General features: G+C 65.3%; 18 protein-coding genes and 1 tRNA gene. 10 read left to right on the top strand and 9 right to left on the bottom strand.

Features of this window, described 5'->3' with window-relative positions:
* Positions 1–2: 2 nt before the first annotated feature.
* The 4 genes from galK to IRL76_RS00810 are packed head-to-tail and all read right to left on the bottom strand — an operon-like array spanning position 3 to position 5,657.
* Positions 3–1,079, bottom strand: a complete 1,077-nt coding sequence (gene galK / locus IRL76_RS00825; RefSeq protein WP_200982269.1) for a galactokinase — start codon at positions 1,077–1,079, stop codon at positions 3–5.
* On the bottom strand, positions 1,076–2,086 hold the full coding sequence (locus tag IRL76_RS00820; RefSeq protein ID WP_200982267.1) for a UDP-glucose--hexose-1-phosphate uridylyltransferase: 1,011 nt from the start codon (positions 2,084–2,086) through the stop codon (positions 1,076–1,078). The genes galK and IRL76_RS00820 overlap by 4 nt, the downstream gene beginning before the upstream one ends.
* Positions 2,083–4,176: an alpha-galactosidase gene (locus tag IRL76_RS00815; RefSeq protein WP_200982265.1), complete on the bottom strand. Its 2,094-nt coding sequence runs from the start codon at positions 4,174–4,176 to the stop codon at positions 2,083–2,085. The genes IRL76_RS00820 and IRL76_RS00815 overlap by 4 nt, the downstream gene beginning before the upstream one ends.
* A complete protein-coding gene (locus IRL76_RS00810) occupies positions 4,173–5,657 on the bottom strand; it encodes an SLC5 family protein (protein ID WP_200982263.1) in 1,485 nt (494 codons plus the stop codon). Before IRL76_RS00810 ends, IRL76_RS00815 begins: the two co-directional genes overlap by 4 nt.
* A 56-nt stretch (positions 5,658–5,713) precedes the next feature.
* Here IRL76_RS00810 and IRL76_RS00805 point away from each other — a divergent pair, with 56 nt between their 5' ends.
* The 3 genes from IRL76_RS00805 to IRL76_RS00795 all read left to right on the top strand — a co-directional run bounded on the left by IRL76_RS00805 (position 5,714) and on the right by IRL76_RS00795 (position 10,097).
* The gene (locus IRL76_RS00805) at positions 5,714–7,573 is read left to right on the top strand and encodes a beta-galactosidase (RefSeq protein WP_200982261.1); all 1,860 of its coding nucleotides are present in this window, start codon (positions 5,714–5,716) and stop codon (positions 7,571–7,573) included.
* Between the two features lie 71 nt (positions 7,574–7,644).
* A complete protein-coding gene (locus tag IRL76_RS00800) occupies positions 7,645–9,735 on the top strand; it encodes a RelA/SpoT family protein (protein WP_200982259.1) in 2,091 nt (696 codons plus the stop codon).
* Positions 9,732–10,097, top strand: a complete 366-nt coding sequence (locus IRL76_RS00795; RefSeq protein ID WP_200982258.1) for a VOC family protein — start codon at positions 9,732–9,734, stop codon at positions 10,095–10,097. Before IRL76_RS00800 ends, IRL76_RS00795 begins: the two co-directional genes overlap by 4 nt.
* On the opposite strand, the gene IRL76_RS00790 is transcribed toward IRL76_RS00795, so the two are convergent.
* Genes IRL76_RS00790 through IRL76_RS00780 form a run of 3 tightly spaced genes read right to left on the bottom strand, consistent with a single transcriptional unit; the run spans position 10,094 to position 11,942 of the window.
* Positions 10,094–10,540 carry a hypothetical protein gene (locus IRL76_RS00790; RefSeq protein WP_200982256.1) on the bottom strand — a complete coding sequence of 149 codons (447 nt, stop codon included), beginning with the start codon at positions 10,538–10,540 and terminating at the stop codon, positions 10,094–10,096. The genes IRL76_RS00795 and IRL76_RS00790 overlap by 4 nt on opposite strands.
* Positions 10,540–10,854, bottom strand: a complete 315-nt coding sequence (locus tag IRL76_RS00785) for a DUF1905 domain-containing protein (protein ID WP_200982254.1) — start codon at positions 10,852–10,854, stop codon at positions 10,540–10,542. Before IRL76_RS00785 ends, IRL76_RS00790 begins: the two co-directional genes overlap by 1 nt.
* Positions 10,851–11,942 carry a peptidylprolyl isomerase gene (locus IRL76_RS00780; protein ID WP_200982253.1) on the bottom strand — a complete coding sequence of 364 codons (1,092 nt, stop codon included), beginning with the start codon at positions 11,940–11,942 and terminating at the stop codon, positions 10,851–10,853. The genes IRL76_RS00785 and IRL76_RS00780 overlap by 4 nt, the downstream gene beginning before the upstream one ends.
* A gap of 265 nt (positions 11,943–12,207) precedes the next feature.
* Here IRL76_RS00780 and IRL76_RS00775 point away from each other — a divergent pair.
* Positions 12,208–12,298 (top strand) — tRNA-Ser (locus IRL76_RS00775).
* Between the two features lie 63 nt (positions 12,299–12,361).
* Here IRL76_RS00775 and acs read toward each other — a convergent pair.
* A complete protein-coding gene (gene acs / locus IRL76_RS00770; RefSeq protein ID WP_200982252.1) occupies positions 12,362–14,311 on the bottom strand; it encodes an acetate--CoA ligase in 1,950 nt (649 codons plus the stop codon).
* A gap of 219 nt (positions 14,312–14,530) precedes the next feature.
* Here acs and IRL76_RS00765 point away from each other — a divergent pair, with 219 nt between their 5' ends.
* The gene (locus tag IRL76_RS00765; RefSeq protein WP_200982251.1) at positions 14,531–16,417 is read left to right on the top strand and encodes an AMP-binding protein; all 1,887 of its coding nucleotides are present in this window, start codon (positions 14,531–14,533) and stop codon (positions 16,415–16,417) included.
* On the opposite strand, the gene IRL76_RS00760 is transcribed toward IRL76_RS00765, so the two are convergent.
* A complete protein-coding gene (locus IRL76_RS00760; protein ID WP_200982250.1) occupies positions 16,368–17,351 on the bottom strand; it encodes a sterol desaturase family protein in 984 nt (327 codons plus the stop codon). The two genes, IRL76_RS00765 and IRL76_RS00760, sit on opposite strands and share 50 nt — an antisense overlap.
* Positions 17,352–17,592: 241 nt before the next feature.
* Here IRL76_RS00760 and IRL76_RS00755 point away from each other — a divergent pair, with 241 nt between their 5' ends.
* The 5 genes from IRL76_RS00755 (at position 17,593) to IRL76_RS00735 (ending at position 23,170) form a co-directional block, all read left to right on the top strand.
* On the top strand, positions 17,593–18,534 hold the full coding sequence (locus IRL76_RS00755) for a hypothetical protein (protein ID WP_200982249.1): 942 nt from the start codon (positions 17,593–17,595) through the stop codon (positions 18,532–18,534).
* Between the two features lie 180 nt (positions 18,535–18,714).
* Positions 18,715–19,902: a DegT/DnrJ/EryC1/StrS family aminotransferase gene (locus IRL76_RS00750; RefSeq protein WP_200982247.1), complete on the top strand. Its 1,188-nt coding sequence runs from the start codon at positions 18,715–18,717 to the stop codon at positions 19,900–19,902.
* A gap of 16 nt (positions 19,903–19,918) precedes the next feature.
* Positions 19,919–21,670, top strand: coding sequence for a GMC oxidoreductase (locus IRL76_RS00745; protein WP_200982245.1), 1,752 nt, complete (start codon positions 19,919–19,921; stop codon positions 21,668–21,670).
* Positions 21,671–21,874: 204 nt separating this feature from the next.
* Entirely contained in the window at positions 21,875–22,159 is a 285-nt protein-coding gene (locus IRL76_RS00740) for a hypothetical protein (protein WP_200982243.1), read from the top strand.
* Positions 22,160–22,303: 144 nt separating this feature from the next.
* Complete coding sequence (locus tag IRL76_RS00735) at positions 22,304–23,170, top strand: glycosyltransferase family 2 protein (protein ID WP_200982241.1); 867 nt, start codon at positions 22,304–22,306, stop codon at positions 23,168–23,170.
* Positions 23,171–23,174 lie beyond the last annotated feature (4 nt).

The raw sequence follows: 23,174 nt of genomic DNA, 5'->3' as shown, positions 1-23,174 counted from the left end.
ACTCAATGCACCCGGAGGAAGCTTCGGCCGGTCTGACGTTCGAGCTCGCCCAGCCGTTCGGCGGCGAGCACCGCGACGACCGCACCGCCGAAGCCGCCTCCCGTCATGCGGGCCCCGCCCTGCGCGCCGATTACCGACTGCAGTTCCTCGACCACGGCATCGACCGCCGGAACCGAGACTTCGAACAGGTCACGCAGGGACGCGTGCCCTTTGCGCAAAATCGCCCCGAAGGCTGCAAGATCGCTTCGGCCCAAGGCGTCCGCCGCGGCGCGGGTGCGGGCGATCTCGTCGACCACATGCAGTGCCCGCCTGCGGGTGAGATCGTCCAAACCCGACGCCTCGACGTCCGCCATCGAGGCATCGCGCAGCGAAGCGACGCCAAGCGCCCTGGCCGCCGCTTCGCATTGTGCACGGCGGGCGTTGTATTCGCCATCGATCAAGCCGCGCGTGACCCCGCTCTCGGTGACGACCACCGCCCAGTCTTCTGGCAATCGATGCAACGAAAAGCCGAGGTCGCGGCAATCGAGCAGCATCGCATGGCCCGGCTCACCCGCCGCCACAGCCATCTGGTCCATGATCCCGCAGGCCACCTCGGCCCATTGGTGTTCGGTCCGTTGTGCTGCCTGGGCGAGTTCGACCGGGGAAGCCTCCCTGCCCGATGCCTCCGCAAGTGCGCACCCGACCGCAACGCACAGTGATGCCGACGACGACAGACCGGACCCGCGCGGAAGGTCGCCCGTGACCAGCATCCTCATGCCGCCTGCAGCCAATCCGCTCTCGGCCACCATTCCGCGCACATAGCTGCGCCAATCGACTTCGTCCGGTTTTCCGGGCGGAACAGCGAAACTGTCCTCTTCGCCGAAATCTGCCGCGACGACCTCGAATTCCGTCCCTTCACTGCGCGCCCAGGCGATCGCAGTCCCCTCGCGGACCGGCATCGGCAGCACGAGGCCTTCATTGTAGTCGACGTGCTCGCCGATGAGGTTGACACGGCCGGGAGCGAAAACCACGCCTTCGGGATCGGTACCGAACCGCTCCGCGAAGAGGCGGGCGGCCTTGTCCTTCAGCTCCGCACTCATGCGAGGCACTCGCGAAGGCGCTGGGCCGCCGCCTCGGGCGTCAGGTCGCGCTGGGTTTCGGCCATGAGTTCATACCCGACCATGTGCTTGCGGATTTCCGCCGAGCGCAGGAGCGGCGGGAAGAAGTGGGCATGCAGCCGCCAGTGTGCCGTATCCGCGCTCGCATCGTGTGGAGCACCGTGCCAGCCCATGGAATATGGGAAATCGGTGTCGAACAACGCGTCATAGGCGGGCAGGAGCTGTCCCAGAATACGCGCCAGCGCATCGCGGGCCTTGTCCGACAGATCTTCCATCCGCGCCACATCGTCGCGCGCGATCAGCAGCGTTTCGAACGGCCATGCGGCCCAGTGCGGGACGATGGCAAGCCAGTGATCGTTCGCGCAGATCACCCTGCTTCCTTCCGCCAGCTCGGCCTCGATCACGGCAGCGAGCAGGTTTGCGCCATTACCGTCGCGATAGTCCCGCTGGCACTTGTCCTCCTGCGCGACGATGGTCGGGACGAAATCGCTCGCCCACACCTGCCCGTGCGGATGCGGCGAGGACGCGCCCATCATCGCGCCCTTGTTTTCGAACAGCTGCACATAGGCCCACCGCTCGCCGAGGTCGCGCGACAGGTCGCACCAGCTTTCGACCACCTCGCGACGCCCGGCATCGTCGAGCCGCGCCAGCGTGGCGGAATGGTCGGGCGAATAGCAAATCACCCGCGCCTCGCCCGCCGCCGGTTCCTCGCGCAACAGGCCGTCGCGACGGCTACCGTCGCGCTCGCACAGCAGCGCAGGAAAGTCGTTCGGGAAGACGAAAGCGCCACCGTAGTCCGGGTTGGGCACGCCTCCGACGCGCTCGTTTCCGGGGCACAGATAGCAGGACGGGTCATGGCTCGGACGATCACCTGCGGCCGCCGGTTTTGTCTCGCCCTGCCATGGTCGCTTCATCCGCTGCGGGCTTACCAGCACCCACTCGCCGGTCAGGCGATTGAGGCGGCGGTGGGGATGGTCGGCGGTACTCATGAAACGGCCTTCAGGTGGTAGATCAGCGTGCTTTCGGCAGCGATGGACGGCATGGGCAGGCCTGCGCCTGCAAGCCAGCTGCCGGAAAAGCGATGGGCCATCCCGCGCATTGCCGCAACCGCCGGCCCGATGCGCGGCGTCAGCACGCCCCGCGGGCCGGCATGGCGCAGCAATTGCACGTCCCAATCGCGCGCCTCCGCAAAGGGCAGCGGGATTGGCTGCGCTCGGCGGTCCTCGCCATGATCGCGGCGGATGACCCAGAGGAGGAAATCCTCGCCGTCTCCCTGCGCCTGCCAGACGATCCCGTCGTTCGCTTCGCCCAGCACGGTGCAACCGCCATGGATCGTCGCGCGCCACTGCTTCCAGAACGCGATCCACTCCGCGAGGCGTGACCGCTCTGTCTCGTCCATGACAGCCGGATCGAGCTCGACGCCGAGGTGTCCCTGGCAGGCAATCGCCGCGCGGAAATCCAACGATTGTGCGCGTCCCGTCGCATGGCTCGGACTGGCGCCGACATGCGAGCCCATGACTTCGGGCGGCATGAAAGCGAGAAAGCCGCGCTGCATCGGTACGCGGGCGACTGCGTCGATGTTGTCGCTGGTCCAGAAGCGGTGGATGTAACGGGCGATGCCAGCATCGATCCGCCCGCCGCCCCCTGCGCAACTCTCGATTTCGAGCGAGGGATGAGCGGCACGAAGCCGCTGAAAAAGATCGTAAATTCCGCGAACTTGCGCCGCCCCGCCACCTGGAGCATGGTCGCGATTGTGGTCCCATTTGATGTAGTCGATATCGACCGTCGCACACACCTTGTCGAGCATGGTGTAGAGGTAATCGCGCACGGCGGGCAGGCGCATGTCGAGAACGAGCTGGTTGCGCGCGGTCGGCTGTTCACGACCCTCCAGTTTCAGCACCCAATCGGGATGAGCGCGGTAGAGCTCGCTGTCCGGGTTGACCATTTCCGGCTCGAACCACAGGCCGAACTGCATGCCGAGGCTGCGGACCTTGTCGGCGAGCGGCTTGAGGCCGTTCGGGTACTTGGCCGGATCGGGTGTCCAGTCGCCGAGTCCGGCATTGTCGAGATTGCGGCCCCTGAACCAGCCGTCGTCGAGAACGAAGCGTTCGATGCCGATGGCGGCGGCGGCCTCGGCGAGCTCGCCGATCCGCGCCTCGTCGTGCGAGAAGTAGACCGCTTCCCAGCTGTTGAGGTGGACGGGACGCGGGCGCATCGCACCGCCGGGCCAGTCGATCCGTTCGCGCACGGCCGCGTGCATCTGCGCCATCGCGCCGTTGCGGCCCTGGGCGGAGATTGCCAGCAGCAGCGGCGGGGCGTGGAAGCTCTCGCCGGGAGCCAGTACGATTTCTCCCGCGGCGAGCATTGCCTCGGCCATGGCGACCCAGAAACCCTCGTCGTCGCGCTCGATGGTGAGCTTCGCATCGCCCGACCAGGCCAGCTGCATTGCCACGGCGAGGCCCGAGTGCCATCCGGCATCCTCGCCCAGCACATAGGCTCCGCAAGGTCCGCCGTGTCCCGGCAGGCCGCGGCGCGTCTCGCGCACCCAGGCATGTTCGGGCATGGCCTCGCGGCATTCGACGAACTCGGCATTGTGTCGCCCGCGCCAGCTGACGATCTCGCGCGAGTGGCCGGCCAGCGGCAGGACGGCGCTGGCGCAGCGGTCGAGCGTGACGAAGTCGACGCCGCGATTGGTCAGGCGGACGGCAATCTCCAACCCGCCGCCATCGAGCTTGCGGAACTGCTGCCGGACCTCGATCCCGTCGAGACTGTCGCGACAGGTGAGCGTCAGGCCCGCCCCGGTCTTCTCCACCTCGCAGCTGTCGAACACGACCGCCGTATCGCGCAGCGCCAGCGCCGAAGGCCCGAACCACCCCAGCCCGCCCACCGGCAGCGCATCCATCGCATGGTCGCCCTCGAGCGAGAACGTCGCCGGACCGCGCAGATCCGCCAGCCGTGGCAGGCTGCCCGGCTCGACCCGTGCGCCGAGATGCCGCCAGACAGGTACCGCGCGGCCGCCCTTCTCGAGGACGAGGCTCCATTCCTCGCCATGCAGTTCCAGCAGTTCGGCGTCGCTCATGCGGGCGCTTCATCCCCGCCCCGGAAGAGCGCGAAGCCGATCCATTCGGCCCGTCGACCCAGGGCGAAACGGTTGAAGGCGAGCGCCGCGGCGACCGAGGTGAACAGGGTGATCACCATGAAGTCGATGTAGTGCAGGCCCACCGCTGCGGCGAACCCGTCGGCGAAGGTATAAGCCCCGTAGAGCGCGATGCCCCAGACGACGCCAGCAATCGCCGCGCGCGCCGCGACGTTGCGGAACAGCAGGCCGACGATGAAGGCGCTGAGGATCGGCATGGAGGACAGGCCATTGAGCTGCTGGAGCAGGTTTATGATGCTCTCGGCATTCTGGTAGAGCGGGATCAGCGCGATCGCGAGGACGGTCGCCGCCACGCTCATCACCGCGCCCAGCTTCCAGTGGTTGGCAACCTTGCCGATGAACTGCTCGTGGAAATCGACCGAATAGAGCGCGACCGTCGAATTCAGGACCGCGCTGAAGGTGGTGATGACAGCCGCCGCGACCATCGCGGCAAAGGCGCCCGAAAGCCAGGTCGGCAATACCTCTGCGACCAGCCGGCCATAGGCCGCATCGCCGACGTCACCGAACAGCTTGTAGGCGACAACGCCGGGAATGACGACGATCGGCGGGACGATCAGGATGCGGATAGCGGCGGCGGCGAAGACACCCCTCTGTGCTTCCTTCACCGTCGGCGCAGCCATCGCCTTCTGGGTGATGTTCTGGTTGGTCGACCAGTAGAAGATCTGGATGAAGGCCATGCCGGTGAACAGCGTGTGGAAGGGGATCGGGCTGTCCGCCGCTCCGACCATGCTCAGCCGCTCTGCGGGCACGCCGCTGACGATGTCGAAATCGACTGCTGCCAGCGCGAGGAAGACGATCACCAGCGCGAGGCCGAGGATGCCGACGCCCGAAAACGTGTCCATGACGGCGACCGCCCTCAGCCCGCCGAAGATGGTATAGGCCGCCCCGATCACCGCCAGCGCGATGGCCCAGCCGACCAGCGGCACGCCATCGCCGAACAGCGACTGCAGGAACAGCCCGCCCGAATAGAGCGCGGCGGGCAGGTAGATAAGGATATTGCCCGCCAGGAAGATGCCCGAGATCAGCGTGCGGATCGAACGCCCGTCATAGCGCCGTTCGAGCAGTTCGGTGACCGTGGTGCAATTGTAGCGGTAGTAGAGCGGCACGAAGACGAAGGCCAAGGCCATCAGCCCGACGAAACCGGCGATTTCCCACCAGGCGAGCAGCAGCATCTGGTTGCCGTTCATGCCCACCAGCTGGTCGGTCGAAAGGTTGGTCAGGGTGATCGAGCCCGCGACGAAGAACCAGCTTAGTCCTTTCCCTGCGAGAAAGACGTCCTGTTCGGACCCGTCATGTTTCGCACTGCGGACCTTCCACCAGGTTAGCGCCGCCACCAGCAGCATCAGCCCGGCAAACACGCCCAGCTGCACGATATTACCGAACTGCGCCTGCTCCCCGTACATCCGACCCTCCCGATTAGGCTGGCATCCATCGCATATTCGGCACTAGACGCAAGCGCATGGACCTTGGTGTTTGCTACTATCCCGAACATTGGCCCGAAACCCGCTGGGCCGAGGATGCGCGACTGATGCGCGAGACGGGCCTCACCCGCGTGCGGATCGGCGAGTTTGCCTGGAGCCGGATCGAGCCCGAGCCCGGAAAATTCGACTGGGGCTGGCTCGACCGTGTGGTCGACACGCTGCATGCCGCAGGGCTCGGCATCATCATGGGGACGCCGACGGCAACGCCGCCCAAGTGGGTGGTCGATGCCATGCCCGACATGGTCGCGCTCGACCGCAACGGGAGACCGCGCGGATTCGGGTCGCGGCGGCATTATTGCTTCAGCCATGCGGGATATCGGGCACAGGCCGCGCGCATCACGCGTGCGGTCGCGGAACGCTATGACCAACATCCCGGCATCGTCAGCTGGCAGACCGACAATGAGTACGGCTGCCATGACACGGTGCAGAGCTTCTCGCCCGCCGCGCGCGATGCATTCCGCCTGTGGCTAGCGGAGAGATACGGAACCGTCGCGGATCTGAACGAGGCTTGGGGCAACGTCTTCTGGTCGATGGAATATCGCAGCTTCGACGAGGTCGAACTGCCGAACCTCACCGTGACCGAGGCCAACCCGGCGCACTGGCTGGCCTTTCGCCGCTTCTCCTCCGACCAGGTGGTGAGCTTCAACAAGGCGCAGGTCGACATCCTGCGCGAATGTTCGCCGGGACGCGACATCACCCACAATGCGATGGGGTTCTACACCGGCTACGACCACCACGATCTTGCCGCCGATCTCGACGTGCTGGGGTGGGACAGCTACCCGCTCGGCTTCCTCGAGATGTTCCGCTTCACCGAGGAGCAGAAGCGCCGCTTCGCCCATTCGGGCCATCCCGACATCGCCGCCTTCCATCACGACCTCTATCGCGGATGCGCGAAGGACGGGCGCTGGTCGGTGCTCGAACAGCAGCCGGGGCCGGTGAACTGGGCGCGGCACAATCCCGCGCCGCTGCCCGGCATGGTCCGGCTTTGGACATTGGAAGCCTACGCCCACGGGGCGGAGCTGGTCAGCTATTTCCGCTGGCGCCAGTTTCCCAAGGCGCAGGAGCAGATGCACGCAGGGCTCTTGCGTCCCGACGCGACGCCCGCTCCCGCGCTGGCCGAGGCGCGCGCTGCGGCGGACGACCTCGCGAGCCTCGAAGGCGGCGCGCCGGTGAAGCAGTCAGCGGTGGTGTTCTCCTATGCCGCCGAATGGATGACGCAGATCCAGCCGCAGGGCGAAGGCAAGTCGGCACTGTGGGCGGCCTTCCACTGCTATTCGGCCCTGCGGCGGCTGGGGCTGAACGTCGATATCGTCCACCCCGATGCTCCCCTCGACGGCTATGCACTCGTGGTCGTCCCCTGCCTGCCGATCGTTTCCGACACGCTTGTCGCCAATCTCGAAGCTTTCGACGGGCAGGTGGTAATCGGCCCGCGCAGCGGATCGCGCGACATGGATTTCGGCATCCCGCCCACCCTCGCTCCCGACAAGCTCGAAGCACTGGTCGGCGGGCGCGTCGTGTTGAGCGAAAGCTGGCGCCCCGGCCTCGCCATCGAGGGCGATGGCTGGCTTGCAAGCGGCTGGTTCGACCATGTCGAGGGCGCGGCGGCGCCGGAACTGACCGGCAGATGCGGCCGCGTCGCAAGCTGGCAGCATGGCAAGGTCCGCTATGCCGCCTGCTGGCCCGAGGGAAGCTACATCGACCTCGTCGTCGCCCGCGCCGCCTACGATGCGGGGCTGCCGCACGACCCGCTGGCCGACCACGTCCGCCACCGCGTCCGCGGGGACCGTCGCTTCGTCTTCGATTACGAGAGCGCGCAGGTCACTATTCAGCAGGCTTGAACAAACCGATCACGACACGCAGGTTTTTTGCGTTGCAATAGGCACATGAATCCGCACATCGTGGCTCCAGCATGCTGCGCCAGTACGAACTTGTAGAACGGGTCAAGGAATACGACCCCGACGCCGACGAGGCGCTGCTCAACCGCGCCTATGTCTATACGGTGCAGAAGCACGGCACGCAGACACGCGCCTCGGGCGACCCCTATTTCAGCCACCCGGTCGAGGTGGCGGGCCTGATGACCGACCTCAAGCTCGATCAGGAAACGATCATGACCGCGCTGCTCCACGACACGGTGGAGGACACGCTGGCGACGATCGAGGACATCGAGAACAATTTCGGCGAGGACGTGGCGCGCCTGGTCGACGGGGTCACCAAGCTTTCCAAGATCGAGCAGATGCCCGAGAACGAGCGCGCGGCCGAGAACCTCAGGAAGTTCCTCCTCGCCATGAGCGAGGACATCCGCGTCCTGCTGGTCAAGCTCGGCGACCGCCTGCACAACATGCGCACGCTCCACTTCATCAAGAACCCGGAGAAGCGCCAGCGCATCGCGCGCGAGACCATGGATATCTACGCCCCGCTGGCCGAGCGCGTGGGCATGTACGAATACATGCGCGAGATGCAGATGCTCGCCTTCGAGCAGCTCGAGCCCGAGGCCTTCCGGACCATCACCCAACGGCTCGACCAGATCCGCAGCGAGGACGGCGGGCAGGTCGATGCCATCGCGCTCGACATGAAGCATGCCCTGCTCGAAGCGGGGATCACGACCGAGGTCTCGGGGCGCGAGAAGCACCCCTATTCGATCTGGCGCAAGATGGCCGAACGCCATGTCAGCTTCGAACAGGTGACCGACATCATGGCCTTTCGCGTCATCACCGAGGACGTGGCCGACTGCTACCGGGCCATGGGCGTGCTGCACACGACGTGGCAGTTCCTGCCGGGCAAGTTCAAGGACTACATCTCGACGCCGAAGACCAACGGCTATCGCTCGCTCCACACCTCGCTGATCTACGGCAAGTCGATGCGCGTGGAGGTGCAGATCCGCACGCGCGAGATGCACAAGCTCAACGAATTCGGCTTCGCCGCGCACTGGGCCTACAAGCAGGGCGACAAGCCCGACGGGCAGGTCGGCTGGCTGCGCGACCTTATCGAGATCGTCGATGCGAGCCACGATGCCGAGGAACTGCTCGAGCACACCCGCCTCGCCATCTACCAGGACCGCATCTTCGCCTTCACTCCCAAGGGCGCGCTGCACCAGCTGCCCAAGGGTTCGACCCCGGTCGATTTCGCCTTCGCGGTCCACACGGATCTCGGCGCGCAGACCGTGGGCGCGAAGATCAACGGGCGGCACATGCCGCTGCGCACCCAGCTCTCGAACGGCGACGTGGTCGAGATCATCAAGAGCGACAAGGCCGAGCCGCAGATGAGCTGGCTGGGCTTCGTCGTCACCGGCAAGGCGCGTGCCGCCATCCGTCGCGCGGTGCGCCTCAAGGAACGCGCCGAAGTGGCCGAGATCGGCAAGAAGCTGTTCGACGAGATCGCCCTGCGCGTCCCGGCAAAGATCGGCCGCAAGGCCACGCGCGAGGCGATCAAGCGGCTGGAGATGGAGGAGGAGGAAGATCTCTACTACGCCATCGGATCGGCCAAGATCACCGACCGCGCGGTGATGGAGGCGCTGGTTCCCGGCTGCACCGCCGAGCTCGAGGACGAGCCCGACTGGACCCGCAGCGGCAAGGCATTGTCGATCCGCGGGCTGACCGCCGGCGTCGGCTTCCAGCTTGCCCAGTGCTGCCACCCGGTCCCGGGCGACCGCATCGTCGGCATCCGCAAGCCGGGCGAAGGGGTGGAGGTCCACGCGATCGACTGCCATCAGCTGGCGAGCGGCATCGATACCGACTGGCTCGACCTGTCGTGGGGCAAGCAGTCGCGCGGTGCCGTGGGCCGCATGCGCGTCACGCTCTACGACCGCCCCGGCACGCTCGCCGAAATGGCCGGCATCTTCGCGCAGAACCATGCCAACGTGACCACGCTGGAACAGACCCAGCTCGACCATCCCTTCCACACCTACGAGGTCGATCTCGAGGTGCAGGACCTTCCCCACCTCACCCGCATCCTCAGCGCATTGCGCGCCAGCGATTCGGTCGCCCAGGCGGAGCGCGTATGAGCCACCTCACCGGTATCGACCACGTCCAGCTTGCCATGCCGCATGGCGGCGAAACCCATGCGCGGCTGTTCTGGGAAGAGATCATGGGGCTGACCGAAGTCGCCAAGCCCGCGCACCTCGCGGTCAACGGCGGCTGCTGGTTCGAAGGCGACGGGGTCACGATACACTGCGGGGTCGAGGACGGTTTCCTGCCCGCACGGCGCGCCCATCCGGCGTTACTGGTGCGCGACCTGCGCGCGCTGGTGGCCAGGCTGGAACTGGCCGGCATCGGCTTCAAGCCGGGCAAGAAGCTCGACGGCTACCTGCGCGGCGACATCGCCGACCCCTTCGGCAACCGCATCGAACTGATGCAGCGGGTCTAGGTCTGGGGCTGGCGGACCAGCACTGCCCGATGGCCGGCCACCGACAGGATGAGACGATCCCCCTGCGGCTCCATCGCCAGATCCCGGACAAGGAATCTTCGGAATAGCCGGTCGTGGGGCCGCTCCACACAGGCAGCTAGGGTGCAGGTGCGCGCGTGATAGATGCCGCGCCGCTCATCATCACCGCCGATGCCGCAGGAATTGCATCCGTCGTAATACCCGACGACTTCGCCCCAGCGGATACCGATCGAATAGCGCTCTGCACCGACGTCGACCCCGTCGATGGTAACGAAACGCCAGCTCCCATCTTCCTTCGGAGCAGCGACGAGGTGCCACAGGGTCTCTCCCGGGGGCATCACTATTCCTCCGATGGCAAGCACAAATGCCAGGGACAGGCCGCCGGCCGTTACCCATGCCAGACGCTTGTGGTGCTGGCCTGCCATCAGAGCAGTTCCAGTTCGACTTTCGCCGTATCACCCGCGACGAGGTCTTCGGCTTTCAGGACCTTCCTGCCCACGAGCAGCCACCATTCGCCGGTCTTTGACGGGAATACCGAGGTCTTCCATCGCGTGTCGCCGATCACGGCCATCACCTTGACCGAACCGAACCCGCGCCGCGCCCCGAATTCGAGGCGGCGCAGGCGTTCGTGCATGGTGATCGCCTCGGCCCCGTCACCGCCGATGGTGATGACGTGGTAGACCGCCTTCTCGCCCTGCCAGCGCGTGATCTCGGCGGCAAAGGCGACCTCGTCGCTCACTTCGCGGCGCGGCGCACCGGAACCGGGATGTTGCAGATGTCCGCCCCGCCCGCAGGCACAATGAAGAACGGATCGCGCCGGTTGGCGCGCGCATCGGCATAGCGGGCGAAGGTCTCGCCTTCGGTAGAGAGATATTCGAAGTGCGGGCGTGTTTGTTGGCCTACCGCTTCGCTGCTTGAGGCCGGGTCGGCTTCAGGCAGGTCGCTGGCGACGCGCACGGTCAGGATCGGGGTGCGCTTGTCAGCTTCCTCGTCGGAGTAGAATCCGAGGTCGCCATGTCCGCGCGGCAGCGAGGAGAGGTGCTCCATCCCCTCGATAATCCGGCCGACGAGCGCGATATTGCGGTCGAGATGGCGCGGGGCCTGTCCGATTACCGTGTAGAGCTCGGCTCCCGAGCCGGTGTCGGGCGACAGGTTTCGTCCCACGCCTACCATGCCGTAACAGTGGACGGGCCAGACCTTTGCCGGTTCTCCTTCGGCCGCACTTCCCGCATTCGACGCCAAGGGCCAGCCCGCATGGAAAAGGGCGGCCTGAGCGTAGGAATCGATGAGCCCGTTGGCGATGATGATGGCGGTCGTGGTGTCGGTTCCCGCCAAGGCGCTACCGGTTTCCAGCGCCAGGTCGCGCCGCGTATCGGCAAGCTTCACGGCCAGACCGATCGCGTTGCCATCGACCGAATAATCGCTTTCATCAACCGTCGGCAGTCCCGGAGGCAACAGCTTGGGTTCACCTTTCGCCTCGGGGTTGTCGTAGTTGAGGTCGCCCCACTGGACGACGTAATTGTCCTGCACGCGGTTGACGGTGATGTTGTCGTACCACTTGGCGCGTGCGAGCGTGCGGATGTTCTCTACCCAGCCTTGCGAGAACGGCGCGGGCATCAACTGGATGACGACCTTGCGCTCCTTGCCCGCAGCGTCCGGGGCGAGCGTCATGACCAGCAGGTCTTCCGCCGGGATCGCGATCCACTCCTCGGCCTTGGCCCCGGCAACAATCTCGTTAGGCGACGGAGCGCCCTGCGGTTCGTCCTGAGCAATGGCGGGAACAGTCAGCGCACACAGCGCGGCGAGCGAAATCAGGGGCTTCCTCATGCCGCGATACCTGTCACGCCTCGCGCGCAAACAAAAGCCCCTTCCCGCGCGTTTTGTGGGGCGGAAAGGGGCTTCGAGACGGTGTTCGCAGGGAATGCATATCCGCGCAGCACCGCCACAGCCATGGTTGTATCACCAAATTCGCAAAGGGAAATATGGTCTGCCTGCTTCGGCTTGCGAAACCCACCGGTCGCCGCTAGAGGCGCGGCTCCCTTGCGGCGCTGCCATGCTCGATCAGTCGAAGCGGCAGAGCAGTCGAGGATGCGGAGCGGTGGCCGAGTGGTCGAAGGCGCACGCCTGGAAAGTGTGTATACGGTAACCCCGTATCGAGGGTTCGAATCCCTCCCGCTCCGCCATCCGGACCCGCGCTAGTACCCCTGCCGGCTGGCTGAGGCCGAAACCGCTGCAGGCTCTCGGCGTCAGCGGTTCTGCCTGCCCTCGATCAGCGAATCGACGATCGTGGGATCGGCAAGCGTCGAGGTATCGCCGAGCGAGCCGAACTCGTTCTCCGCGATCTTCCTCAGGATCCGCCGCATGATCTTGCCCGAACGCGTCTTGGGCAGGCCGGGGGTGAAGTGCAGGTGGTCGGGCGTGGCGATCGGCCCGATTTCCTTGCGCACCCACTGGCGCAGCTCTCCTGCAAAATCGTCCGACGATTCCTCGCCGGCGTTGAGCGTCACGTAGCAGTAGATGCCCTGCCCCTTGATATCGTGCGGGTAGCCGACCACCGCGGCCTCGCTGACCTTGGGGTGGAGCACCAGCGCGCTTTCGACCTCGGCCGTGCCCATGCGGTGGCCGGATACGTTGATCACGTCGTCGACACGGCCGGTGATCCAGTAATAGCCATCGGCATCACGGCGGCATCCGTCCCCGGTGAAGTACTTGCCCGGATAGGTGCTGAAGTATGTCTGGATGAAGCGCTCGTGGTCGCCGTAGACGGTGCGCGCCTGGCCCGGCCAGCTGCGGGTGATGCACAAATTCCCCTCGGTCGCGCCGTCGAGCACATGGCCATCATTGTCGACCAGTTGCGGGCAGATGCCGAAGAACGGACGGCCCGCGCTGCCCGGCTTCATGTCGTGCGCGCCCGGCAGGGTGGTGATCATGATGCCGCCGGTCTCGGTCTGCCACCAGGTGTCGACGACCGGCGTCCTGCCGCCACCGACGTGGTCGTGATACCAGCGCCAAGCCTCGGGATTGATGGGCTCGCCAACCGATCCGAGCAGCCGCAGCGACGACAGGTCGTGCTTCGCCACATGCCCCTCGCCCTCGCGCATCAGCGCGCGGATGGCGGTGGGGGCGGTGTAGAAGATGTTGACCTTGTGCTTTTCGCACACCGCCCAGAAGCGGTCGTGGTCGGGATAGTTGGGCACGCCTTCGAACATCAGCGATGTCGCACCGTTCTGCAGCGGGCCGTAGACGATGTAGCTGTGTCCGGTGACCCAGCCGATGTCGGCCGTGCACCAGTAGATTTCGCCGGGACGGTAGTCGAAGACGTAGCGGAAGGTGGTCTCGGTCCAGACCGAGTAGCCGCCGGTCGTGTGGAGCACGCCCTTGGGGCTGCCGGTCGATCCCGAGGTGTAGAGGATGAACAGCGGGTCTTCCGCATTCATCGGCTCGCACGGGCATTCCTCCCCGACATCGGCGGACAGCTCCTGATACCAGTGGTCGCGTCCCTCGGTCATGGCGACATCGCCGCCGGTATGGCGGACGACCAGCACGGCCTTGGCCGACGCCTTCTCGAGCGCCGCATCGACATTGGCCTTGAGCGGGACGACCTTCGAGCCGCGCAGGCCCTGGTCGGCGGTGACGATCCAGTCGCTCCTGCAGTCCTCTACACGCCCGGCGATGGCATCGGGCGAAAAGCCGCCGAAAATCACCGAGTGGATCGCGCCGATGCGCGCACAGGCGAGCATGGCGAAAGCGCCTTCGGGGATCATCGGCATGTAGATCGTGACGCGGTCACCCTTCTTCACGCCGAGCTTCTTCAGCGTGTTCGCCATGCGGACCACTTCGGCCTTCAGCTCGGCATAGGTGATCGTCCGGCCCTCGCCGTCGGGGCTGTCCGGTTCGAAGATCAGCGCGACGCGGTCGCCATTGCCCGCATCGACGTGGCGATCGACGGCGTTGTGGCAGATGTTGAGCTTGCCGTCCTCGAACCACTTGATGTCGACCGGGTCGTAGCTCCAGCCGGCGATCCGGGTCGGTTTCTCGATCCAGTCGAGCCGCGCAGCCTGTTCGGCCCAGAACCCGTCCGCATCGTCCACGCTCTCAGCATACATGCGCTCGTAGTCGGCGGCGGTGCATGTTGTGCCGTCGGACGCATCAGCGGGCCGCTTGACCCAATCGTCGTCGTGCGCGGTATTGCTCATTCCTGGCCCTCCTGCCTCGTCGGTCGTTGCCCGACCCTTCGCCCGCGTACCTAGCCAATCCGGCCCAGCCGCGCGTTACGACCTTAGTCCCATAGTCGACCGCCCCGGTTTATTCCGAAGCCCGCGCATCATCGCAAGGGTGATTGCACGGGTCCCGATGGATGGGGCTTGCGACAAGCATGGCTGCGCGTACCATGCCGCGCAAGAGCAGGAGAGGACATGGGATTTCCCGAAATCGCCGCGAAGGCGCATGACGATCCGGCAGCGTTCTGGCTCGATGCCGCCGCCGCGCTCGAATGGTCGCGCATTCCGCGGGTGGCGCATGACCCGCAAAGCGACACCTGGTTTCCCGACGGAGAAATCAACACCTGCCACAATGCCGTCGACCGTCATGTCATGGCGGGCCATGGCAACGATACCGCGCTGATCTACGAAAGCCCGATCACCGGCCAGGCCCGGACCTTCACCTTCGCCGAGTTGCAGGAACGGGTCGCGCGGACGGCGGGGATGATCGCGGCGCAAGGCGTGAGCAGGGGTGACCGGGTGATCATCTACATGCCGATGGTGCCCGAGGCGGCCTTCGCCATGCTCGCCTGCGCACGACTGGGCGCGGTGCATTCGGTCGTCTTCGGCGGGTTCGCCGCGCCCGAGCTTGCCAAGCGCATCGACGATTGCCAGCCGAAGCTGGTCCTCAGCGCCTCGTGCGGGTTCGAGCCGGGGCGGACTATTGCCTACAAGCCGCTGCTCGACGCGGCGCTGGATATCGCCCGGCACAAACCGGCAGCCACGATCATCCTCCAGCGCGAGCCGCTGCAGGCCGATTTGCAAGAAGGCCGCGATCTCGACTGGTCGGCGGCCTACGAGACTTCCGGTCCTGTACCTTGCGTCCCGGTCGCATCCGGCGATCCGCTGTATATCCTCTATACCTCGGGGACTACGGGCACGCCCAAGGGCGTCGTGCGCGACAATGGCGGGCACGCCACGGTGCTTACGTGGTCGATGGCCAATATCTATGGCGTGGGTCCGGGCGACACATACTGGGCGGCATCGGACATCGGCTGGGTCGTCGGGCACAGCTACATAGTCTACGGTCCGCTGCTGGCCGGATGCACGAGCGTGCTGTTCGAAGGCAAGCCTGTGGGCACCCCCGATGCCGGCACCTTCTGGCGGATCATCGACCGACACCGGGTGAAGGTGCTGTTCACCGCACCCACCGCGATCAGGGCGATCCGCCGTTCCGATCCCGACGGCTCATTCATCGATGATGCTTCGCTCGCCTCGCTCGAAGTGCTGTTCCTCGCCGGCGAGCGGGCCGATCCCGACACCCTGCTCTGGATAGCCGGCAAACTGGGCAAGCCGGTGATCGATCACTGGTGGCAGACCGAACTCGGCTGGCCCGCGATCGCGACCTGTTTCGGTCTCGGCCAGACCGAGATCAGGGCGGGTAGCGCGGGACACGCCGTGCCTGGCTATCGTTTCAGGGTTAAGGACGATGCGGGATCGGACGTCCCCGCCGGTACCGTCGGCAATCTGCTGATCGAGCAGCCGCTGCCGCCCGGAGCCTTCCGTTCGCTATGGAACAATCCCGAGCGATACGCCGCCGGTTTCACCGACTTTCCGGGATACTACACGACCGGCGACGCGGGGATGATCGACGATGACGGCTTCATCCACATCATGGGCCGCACCGACGACATCATCAACGTTGCGGGACACCGGCTCTCCACCGGCCAGATGGAAGAGGTTGTCGCCAATCACCCGGAGGTCGTGGAGTGCGCCGTGGTCGGTGCCGCCGACGATCTCAAGGGCGAGATGGCGGTCGGCTTCGTCGTCACCCGGCCCGGGTGCGGCGACCTCGAGGCGGTGCATCGCGAACTCGTCGCCGCGATCCGGGGGGACATCGGCGCAATCGCCAGCCCGCGCTCGATCTACTTCGTCGAGGGCCTGCCGAAGACGCGCTCGGGCAAGATCCTGCGCAACCTGCTGCGCGACATCGTCAACGGGGCGGAGATCATCGTCCCGCAGACGATCGAGGACGCGAGCGTGATCGACGCGGTCAGGGAAGCCGTTCGGCCAGTACCTCGGGATGTTTCGCCCGGGGGATGACAGCGTCCCTGATGCAGCGCAGGCTCTTCACCACAGGGTCGATATAGGTCCCCTTGAGCGTGTAGTATTTGGCCAGTTCCTGCTCATCGAGGCCATAGATGCCGTAGACGATCTCCTCGCCCTTTTGTGGGCGATAGGCGGTGCCGAACATCCAGTCGAAGATCGACAGGTTGCTGCCGAAATTGCGGTCCCAGTGCACCTCGAGGCTGCTGTGGTGGACCTGATGCATGTGCGGGCTGATGAAGAGGCGATCGAGCGGACCGAAGCCGACGGGAAATTCCGAATGGCGAAGGGCGTCCAGCGTCGAGATCGTGAGCAGCTGGTTGGCCAGCGCGCCGATGGCCAGCACCTCGACCAGGCTGAAGCCCCAGTAGTGCATGAACAGGCCGGATGGCACGCCTCCGACCAGCCCCTTGAGCGAATACTTGCCGACAAGGACCAGCGAATGTGCGCGCTGGTTGGTGAAGGGATTTAGCGTTTCCGCTGCATGGTGGACCTTGTGCAGTTCCCACATGAAGGGAACCTTGTGTTCGGCATAGTGCCAGCCAAATGCCACGAACTCTCCCAGCAAGGTCAGCGTCACCGCCACGACGAGGATACCGGACAGCCCTGGCACCGCCCCGGTCGGCAGGATCGCCCAGGTGCCAAGCGCAGCGGCAGTCGCTGTCGCCACCATTGCCCAGACTGCCGTGCCCGGGGCGAGGAAGATGAAATCGGTCAGCTTGCGGATCACGTAGACCTTGAGATCGGCATGAAAGCTTTTCGAGCGCAGCGGATCGAAGGGGAATAGCGTCTGGAAGAGATCGCGTACCGACCACTGCACCAGTCGACGGCGGAATCGCAGCAGGAAGAAGATCGTCCCCGCCGCGAAAAACGTCGTCCAGGTAAAAAGGAACGGCGGCAGCGCCGCGAATGCTTCCAGCTTCGCGTTCAAGCGTGATCCCTCCGATATGCTGCCCGTATCATGATCACGAGACTACCCAGAGCGCCCCTGAGCCGCAGCTTGGCATTCGTATTAGCCTGAAATCGCCATTCCCCCCTTCGTGCACCTTGCACCCGTCATTGGGGTTACGCCCCATGACCAATTGCTTCCGCGCCCTCGTGCGGTGGAAACTGGAAGGAAGCCGTGATCTGCACCGGGACGCAGGACGTGGCCGACGAAAGGACGGATGGGCATGGCAACGCGCAACTTCGGCGATGAAATCCTGACGCTCGACAACGAACTGATTACCGTAGGTGAAATCGGCGGCGAGGAAGCTATCGAAAGTCAGCCGGGCGTGCTCCTGCTGCATGACGAACTTCCACCCGACCCGCCGGTTCGCAAGATCGACGTCAAGCCCAGGCTGCGGTCTGATCCGGGTGCCATTCGCGCGTCTTCCGAGCCGCCCGAGGATGACGGGTTCATCAAGTCGCCGCGTCTCGCCTGGTCTGCCGTGCAAAGCGAACCAGTCGAACGGACGCGCGATATCGCCCCGCCCGAACCCGTCGAAAAGGCGCAGACTCCGCTCGAGACCGCGCTTCACGGCGCACGGAAACAGGCGCTCGTCTATCACTTCGTCGAGGCACGTACCCGCGCAGCACTCTACGAAGCGATTGGGAAGGCCTATGATTTCTCGCTTATCGCGCGCCGTTTCCCGGTCGAATACCTGCGGCATGTCGAAGATGCAGGTATCGAGATTTCCGACCGCGCCCGCCTGGTCGCCCTCGCCAAGCTCGTCTTCGGCAAGGACTACGACAAGACCCGCCTGAGCGAAATTGCCGCGGTCATCTCCTATTGCCAGCGCGAAGCGCTCAAGCCCGGCAGCGTGCCCCAGTACATTGCCGATACGCCTGGCGGCATCCGTCACATCGTTGCCTTGGAGCGGCTGCTCAAGAATGCCGAGGAGGGGGCGGAGGCTCCGGCTGAGCGAACGGTTCCCCGGCAGTCCATTGCCCGCAAGCTTGCCAAGGTCGAGGCGCACGGCCTCGAACTCCTCGACGGCGAGGGCGATGAATATGTCCTCGTGATAGCCAGGCGCGATCCTGCCGGCAGCCCCTGCCTTCTGGGCGAGGTTCCGCGCGACATCGGCCTGCTCGAGAAGGCTGCACGCAGCTTTCTGGCCGAAGGGAAGCGCTGACCCCTTTGGCGGGGCGCACCCTATCCTTGCGAGTAGGTGGAGCGGCTGGCCCGCTATTCGTAAGGGTAGGTGCGTCCAATCCGGTGAATGTCCTTCTGCCACGGCGCAGCGCTCCACCGGTATCCCTATGATTTCAGACATCGAGGCTGCGTTTCGGGCGGCCGCAGAACGGATGACAGGATGAGCAAGCCAGGTTGGAGGGAATGGGTCGCCGCGGGCAAGGCATTGCGGGGCGGGAATCTGCTGCGCAACGAAGGGCCGCGCCAGCTGACCGTCGGCTTCGAAAAGCACTTTGCTTCATACATCGGCAGCGAACACGCGCTGGCCCTGACCAGCGGGACAGTGGCGCTGCATGCGGCGATGACTGCCATCGGCGTGGGGCCTGGGGACGAGGTGCTGGTTCCGGCCTATACTTGGATCGCAAGTGCGGCGGCACCGGCGTTGGCGGGGGCGGTCCCGATCCTCGTCGACATCGACGAGACGCTGACGATCGACCCCGCCGACATCGAGCGCAAGATCACTCCGCAGACCCGTGCGATCCTGCCGGTCCACATGGTCAATGCGCCGTGCAATATGGACGCGATCATGGACATCGCGCGCCGCCACAACCTTGTTGTTGTCGAAGACGCCTGCCAGGCCGTCGGCATCGAATACAAGGGCCGCAAGCTCGGCAGCTTCGGCGCGATCGGAGCTTTCAGCTTCAACCACTACAAGAACATGACCATTGGCGAAGGCGGCGCAGTGGTCACCAACGACCCCAACCTGTTCTCGCGCCTGATGAACTTCCACGACCTCGGGATCTGGGCGCGCGACGGATACGAGGCAGGCAACGAGCCGGCTTTCCTCGCTTCCCACTCGCGTATGACCGAAGTGCAGGGCGCGATGCTCGACGTGCAGCTGTCCCGGCTTCCCGCTGCCGTCGCCGCAATGACGCGCAACCGCAAGATCGTGGCGGACATCCTGCGAGAGCGGAACGGGCCGCGCATCTCGCCGCACAACGATCCCGACAGTGCCGCCGGCCTGACGGTCATCTTCGACACTGCGGAAGAGGCATCGGAATTCGCCAAGCGGCCGGCGGTCCACCGGATCTACGACAATTCGAAGCACGTCTATACGAACTGGGACCCGATCCTGAACCATCGCACGGCCCATCCGGCGATGAACCCCTGGGCATGGTCGAAACGCCCGGTCCACTACGACGAGAACACCTGCGCGCGCACGCTCGATATCATGCGGCGCAGCTGCAAGATCACCATCTCGCCCGGGTGGTCGCCAGTTCTGGCGCGCATCCTCGCGAAGACCCTCTGGACGCCCGGCGCGCCCGATAGCGCGGCTTACCGCCTCATCGAGCGCGTCCAGGGACGCTGACCGGGATCCCAGGCGCGTGAAAACCCGCAGGATCGACTTGGCGGACAATGGCGCGGTCATCGCCACCGATCTCGCCATCGTCGGCGCAGGACCGGTCGGGCTTGCCATTGCCGAGCGTTGCGAGCGTGCCGGGATCGAGGTGTTGCTGCTGGAAAGCGGGCTCGAGCAGCAGGATCCGGCGCACGAAGCGCTTAACGAGATCTTTGCGGCAGCAATGGACAGCGCCGACGCGCGCGCGGAATTTCACGGTCCGCAGGCGAAGCTGTGGGACCCGCAGCGGCAGGCCTATGGCGTGCGATGCCGCGGCCTTGGCGGCTCGACGCAGGCGTGGGCAGGCAAATCTGCCTCCTTCGATCCAATCGACTTCGAGCCGCGCGACTGGGTAGCAAGCTCGGGATGGCCGATTAAGCTCCAGGAACTGGCACCCTACATTGCCCAGGCTGGCGAGATGCTCGGGTTGAGCCCCGACCTGCCCGTACCTGCTGTGGAGGCGGCCGGCCTGCGCTCTTTCTACTGGCAGTTCGCCGGTTCACGCGTCGACCGGCTCGACCTCATGCGCTTCGGTCGGGACCTGGCACCGGGCATAGGTGAGGGTGCACAGTGCCTGCTCGATGCTACAGTAACCGAAATCGGCTTCAACGAGGCGAGCGGCGAAGTGAGCGACCTGCATGTCGCCAGCCTGACCGGGGCCAGGATTACGGTGCGTCCACGCCGTGTCGTCCTTGCCGCCAGTGCCATAGAGAATGCCCGACTGATGCTGGCCTCTCCGTGCGGTCGAGCAGGTGCGGCATTGAACCGTTACGACAATGTGGGCCGATATCTCGTCGATCACGCAGGGACCCGGCTCGGGCTTATCGGCCGCGAGGATGCGGCACGGATGTCGCGCCTGTTCGGGTTCCAGTCGCTGGCATATGGTGGCCGCTCGCACATGTTCCAGCACGGACTGGCGCTCGATCCTGCCACCCAGCGCCGCCAACGCATCCTCAACGGCGCCGTCTGGTTCGCCCAGCAACGTGCGCCAGACGACCCGTGGCCTGCGCTCGAGCGCTTGCTGAGGCGGCGCAGCGCGGCGGTCGGATCAGACTTCGCGACCGTCCTTCGCGGCAGTGGGCTTGTCCTGCGCGGTGCGGCCGTGAAGGCGCTGGCATCCCCTCACATGCCTGAAGCGATCCGTCGCGCGGTCATCGAGGCAGCTATCCGGATCCTGCCCAATGCGGTTGCCGACGAATTCCAGACCGGCGGCCTGCCCCACAAGCTGTCGGGATTGTCGCTCGAAGCGATCGTAGAAACCGCGCCGCGCCGCGAAAATCGCATCGACCTGTCGGATCGTCTCGATGCCCTTGGCCAACCCTTGCCTTGCGCAACCTGGCGGACGGGCGAAGAAGAACACCGGACATTGCGGGTCATGGCGAGTTCGGTGGCGGAAAGTTTCGCAGCCAACGATTGGCCCGTTCCCGACTTCGAACCGTGGATCGACGACGTAAACGCGACCCCGTCGATCATCGATTGCGCGCACAGCATGGGTACGACGCGGATGGCGTCTACCCCAAGCGAGGGTGTGGTCGACACCGACTGCCGGGTACATGGGGCGGCCAATCTCTTTGCGGCCGGCGGATCGGTATTCCCGACCGGCGGGCATGCCAATCCGACCTGGATGTACCTTGCCGTCGCGCTGCGCCTTGCCGACCATCTCACAAGTCAGTCGGCCTGCCTTGTGAACGATACCAGGGCCGCTTCGGCCAGACACCTCGAAGCTATTACGGGCTGACCCGTAACGCGCCCCATTAATGAGAAGTGCGTGGCCGCACCATCTATACCAAAGTGGTCAATCGACACTCTCCTGTTGCGCAAATCACGGGAACGGGGGGCTAGGGCACTGTCAATCTCCGTGCGGCGGAATATCGAGGGCCTAACCGGTTCGAACACCTCGATCCTGGTTGGGTTAGGGTCGATGGATAGGACTGCTTGCACCATGACGGATGGTCGAAAAGGCAGGGTACCATTCCTGTTGGAGGAGCTGCAGGAATTGCTCAAGAACGAGGATACTTTCCTGATCCGCGATTTCGAGGAAGTCGCGCAGAGTTTCGTCGCGGGATACGGGCGTTTCGTGCGCTCCGGAGTCCCCAGTTCCACCATCGGACTGGCGATGCTTGGTGCCACGGTGAACCTCTACGCCATGTTCGGCATGGAAGAGGAATTGCCCGATCTGCTGAGATCCCTGGCTGACAAGATGGAGGACAAGACTGCTCCGCATTGAACGCCGAATCTCATGGCGAACATTCCCTGGGCCCTTCGGAGTCGCACCCGCTAACCCATAGGGATTGAACCCTTTGCCACCCTTCTTCGTCCGCGCCGGGTGGGGTATTTTACCCTTGCGCCATTATCGAGACGCGGAGGGACAATGCGCATCCATGTAGCCATCGCCACCACGGGCCGGCCAGCCATCGTGCGCCAGGTGGTCGATCACCTGTCATTGCAGGAACGCAGGGCCGACGGCATCGTCGTGGTCGGTGCCAGCCGCGAGGACATCGCTGGGCTCGAGGGTGAGGACGACGCGGTCGACATTCTCCTGTCCGATCGTGGCCTGTGCAAACAGCGGAACACCGCTCTGCGGCACATCGGCAACAGCAGCGACGTAGTGGTCTTCATCGACGATGATTTCGTCCCTGCCCGCGACTTCCTCCGCCGCATCGAAACGTTGTTCCGCTACCGCCCCGAAGTCGTCGGGGCGACCGGAGTCCTCGTGGCCGACGGCGCGCATACATCGCCCATCGGGTTCGAGGAGGCGGTTCACCGGCTCGACGTGCTGGGCGAGCGTCCGCCCTCTCGGCTGGCAGAATGCCAGTCGCTCTATGGCTGCAACATGGCCATTCGCCTGTCTGCGGCCGAAGGGCTGAAGTTCGACGAGCGCCTGCCTCTCTACGGCTGGCAGGAAGACGTTGACTTCACCTACCAGCTCGGTTGGCGCGGTACGCTGGTGAAGACCAGCGAATTGACGGGCATCCACATGGGTTCGCGCAGCGGCAAGACGTCGGGCCTGCGCCTCGGCTACTCTCAGGTTGCGAATATCGCCTACCTCCTGCGCAAGGGGACCATTCGCGGCAGCACCGGCCGCACGCTGATGATGCGCAACATCACCGCCAACGCGGTGCGCAGCCTGTGGCCGGAAAAGGACATCGACCGTCGCGGCAGGCTGGCGGGCAATTTCATCGCCGCGCGCGACGTGCTGCGCGGCCGGATCGATCCCGAGCGGATCGAGGCGCTCTGAGCGC

Origin of the sequence: Qipengyuania soli (assembly GCF_015529805.1) — a bacterium.
GTDB classification, from domain to species: Bacteria; Pseudomonadota; Alphaproteobacteria; order Sphingomonadales; family Sphingomonadaceae; genus Qipengyuania; species Qipengyuania soli.
Note: the sequence above shows the minus strand (reverse complement) of the source record. Positions and strands in the feature narration are given on the sequence as shown.